The organism is Phytoactinopolyspora endophytica (assembly GCF_004138495.1).
Taxonomy (GTDB): Bacteria; Actinomycetota; Actinomycetes; order Jiangellales; family Jiangellaceae; genus Phytoactinopolyspora; species Phytoactinopolyspora endophytica.
Map to the genome: position 1 here is coordinate 242,864 of NZ_ML142858.1, position 3,553 is coordinate 246,416.

Below are 3,553 nucleotides of genomic sequence, written 5' to 3' on the forward strand. Positions count from 1 at the left end.
GTCGCACGTGGAGAGTTCTGCGACATCGCCGTGTCTCAATGGGCCGGACAACAGCTGCGTGCTGACCAGGTCGAGCTGCTCGATCGGCTCGAACATCCGGTGCGGATCGAGGTCGACGGGTTCGGCGCGGTGGTGTTCTGCCATGGGACTCCACGTGACGACGACGAGGTCGTCCTGGTGGACAGTTCGATGTCCCGGTGGGAGGAGGTGTTCTCCTCGCTCGACGATGACGTGAGCACGGTGGTCTGCGGGCATACCCACATGCCGTTTCAGCGGCTGGTGGATCGCAGGCTGGTGGTCAACCCGGGCAGCGTGGGCATGCCGTACGGCGCGCCGGGGCCACACTGGGCCCTGCTGCGCGACGGCGTCGTTCAGCTGCGGCGGACGCAGGTGGACCTCGACCAGTTGGCCGCGCAGGTCATTGCGTCGAGTGGGTTCCCGGACGTCACCGCCTGGGCCGATGACTACGTCCGCACCGTGGCGTCCGATGCTGAGGCCGTCGCCGCCTTCGGCCCTCGGGACGGCCGCTCCCAGTGAGTTGTTAAGACCGAGTTGATTCCTACGTGGGTGACGTTCGCACCCGGGCCGCGGCTCATGTTCTGGCCGGCGTCCGCGGCATGACGGGGTGTGCCGCGGGGGAGGCCGGTCGGGCGTTCTCGCTGCATAGACCCTCTATGGCCGCTATGTAGGCTCGTCCTGTGGCGACACTGAAAGAGGTTGCGAAGGCAGCGGGCGTCTCGATGCCCATCGTTTCGGCGTACTTGCGCGGCAGCACGAGCATCCGGATGAGCGCGGACACACGCCGTCGGGTGGCCACCGCGATCGAGGAGCTTGGTTACACGCCGAACCTGGCTACTCGGTCCCTGCGGACGGCCCGGACGAACGTTCTGGCGGTCGTGGTGCCCGAACTGGATAATCCGGCGCTCACGGATGTGCTTCGCGGCATATACGACGGCGCGACGCGGCACGGCTATGTGATCATGCTTGGAGACGCGGTGCAGCTGACGTCGGGAAGTCAGACGCTTCAGCATCTGCTGTCGCAGAGCAGGGTTGACGGTGTGATCGTCACACGCTCGTCGGCCCTGGACGAAGGCGTGCTGTCCGGGGTCGCCGGTCGCGGGCTTCCAGTGGTCTTCCTCGACAACGAGTCGACCGATGGTCATCATTGGCTCGCGTTGGACGACGCCGATGGGATCCGGGTGGCCACGGAGCATCTGGTCGAACTGGGGCATGAGCAGATCGACTTCTTCGGAGGGCGAGACATCAGCCCGCGCTCGTCGATGACAAAGCTCCGATATGCGGGCTATATCGCAGCGCTTCAGGCCCATAAGCTGGCGCCACGTCCGCCGGTGATCTGTGGGCAGGAGCCGGAACAGGGGTATGAGGCGTTCTCGACCATGGTGGCCCCGCGCGTGGTCCAACGGCGGAGGGACGCTCCCACCGCGTTGGTGGTGAACAATGCCACCACGGCCATGGGTGTGCTGGCCGCCGCCTACGACGCAGGCGTGGCCATCCCGGGTGACGTCTCTGTCATCGGCTACCACGGCACCGCGGTGACAGCGATGGCGAGGCCGAGAATGAGCACGGTGCGGATGCCTATGTACGAGTTGGGCAGTCGTGGAGTCGCCATGCTCGACAAGATCATCGGCGGCGAGTTCATGCCATCCGGGATCCTCGAAGATATACCGCCGAAAGCGATCGCCCGCGACACGACCGCTTCTCCGTGATCGGATATCCCAACTGCCGTAGAACGATAAGGAGTGGGTCGCCGGGCTCCGCATGCGCCGGGCAAATACGCGTTCCGAGCGTGCCGTGGGAACATGCGGGCTGTATGACAACAATTGACACGGCGACGTCGCCGCGTTCTGCTAACGTGGCCAGCCGTGTCTGAGAATGTGACTTACCGTCCGCGGATTCTGCGGCGCGGGGGAGACCATGGAGCCGCGTCGGTGGGCGCGGTCGAGCTGTTCTTCGACCTGGTCTATGTATTCACGATCATTCAGCTGTCACATTATCTTCTCCATGATGTGTCCTGGCAGGGCGCTCTCGAGACGGCTGTCCTGTTCCTGGCGGTCTGGTGGGGCTGGAACTACACGGCTTGGGCGATGAACTGGCTGGACCCGGAGCATGCCGGAGTCCGGGCCCTGCTGGTGGTGCTGATGCTGGTCGCGCTGGGCATGGCGATCGCGATTCCGGACGCCTTCGGAGAGCGCGCAGCGCTGTTCGCGGTCGCCTACGTGGTCTTCCAGCTTTTGCGCAGCGCGTTCATGGTGGCCGCGTTCCGGGGCCAGATGATGAGCCGCAACTACGCGCAGCTGCTGGGCTGGAGCGCGATCGCGGGTGTCGTGTGGATCGCAGGAGTGTTCGTCCCAGACGACGCCCGATTGGCAGTGTGGGGGCTGGCCGTCCTCATCGACTACGCGGCACCGATGGTCGGGTTCTGGCTTCCCGGTGCCGGAGCAACCAGAATGGCGGACTGGCCGCTGGCGGAAGAACATCTGGCGGAACGGAACCGTCTGGTCTTCATCATCGCCCTGGGCGAGTCCATCCTGATCTTGGGGTCCGTTCTCTCCGGGATTGAGCTGACGCCGTCCGTGGTAAGCGCGGCGGTGGTGGGTTTTGCGACGATCGTGCTGCTGTGGTGGTTGTACTTCAGCGGCCGGCTGGGCAACACCGAGCACGAGGCGCCGGATCAGAGCGAGGCGACGGCGATCGCCCGTGGCGCGTACGCGTACGCGCATGCGCTCATGGTCGGCGGGGCGATCGTCGTCGCCGTGGGAATCGAGCAGATCACTCACCATCCGCTGGACGACGCAGACTGGTCGATGGCCGGGACGGTGCTGGGAGGCCCGGCGCTATATCTGGTGGGGAACATCATCTTCAACGCCGCGCGGACCGGAGTGGCGCCGAAGTCACGCCTTGTGGCCCTCGCCGCCCTGGCCGTGCTGGTGCCGTTCACACCTGTGATCCCGGCTCTGGTGCTCGGTCTGACCGTCCTGGTCGTCCTGGCGGCGCTGGCTGTGGCCACCTCAGGGGCCTGGGCGAGCGCCGGCGAGGACCGGGCGATCACTCGTCGTTGAGGATCGACGTATGTCATCCTCTCGTTGGGGCGAGACGTATGGTTCTTATCGGCCCATCTCGCCTGGAGCGGCGTGTCTTCCCCGACGCTGTGGCAATCTATGAGTGCCATGGTGTACGCGAAAGGTAGAGGCGGCGAGAAGTAATGACACACGGTGACCGGCTTCCATCTCCCCTGTCGGCTTTTGTCGACGCCGTCAATGCTCACGATGAGGCGGCGTTCCTCGACGCCTTTACCGACGACGGGCTGGTGGACGACTGGGGCCGGGAGTTCCGCGGCCGTGAGGCGATCAAGGCCTGGAGCGACCGGGAGTTCATCGGCGCGCGCGGCACTATGACGGTGACCGATGTGTCCGAGGATGGCGGATGGGTACGTGTGACGGCGGACTGGCGCAGCACCCACGCCAACGGAATGAGCCTGTTCGAGTTTCAGCTCGACGGTGACAGGGTCCACCAGATGCGTATCTCGGAGGCT

General features: G+C 65.3%; 4 protein-coding genes. All 4 read left to right on the top strand.

Going from position 1 to position 3,553, the window contains the following annotated elements; all coding sequences use genetic code 11:
• On the top strand, positions 1-537 hold a 537-nt coding region (locus ELR45_RS20130), incomplete at its 5' end, for a metallophosphoesterase family protein (protein ID WP_240759908.1).
• A gap of 161 nt (positions 538-698) precedes the next feature.
• Positions 699-1,727 carry a LacI family DNA-binding transcriptional regulator gene (locus ELR45_RS20135; RefSeq protein ID WP_129667947.1) on the top strand — a complete coding sequence of 343 codons (1,029 nt, stop codon included), beginning with the start codon at positions 699-701 and terminating at the stop codon, positions 1,725-1,727.
• Between the two features lie 156 nt (positions 1,728-1,883).
• A complete protein-coding gene (locus tag ELR45_RS20140; RefSeq protein WP_205856927.1) occupies positions 1,884-3,080 on the top strand; it encodes a low temperature requirement protein A in 1,197 nt (398 codons plus the stop codon).
• A 143-nt stretch (positions 3,081-3,223) separates the two neighbouring features.
• On the top strand, positions 3,224-3,553 hold a 330-nt coding region (locus tag ELR45_RS20145), incomplete at its 3' end, for a nuclear transport factor 2 family protein (protein WP_165367951.1).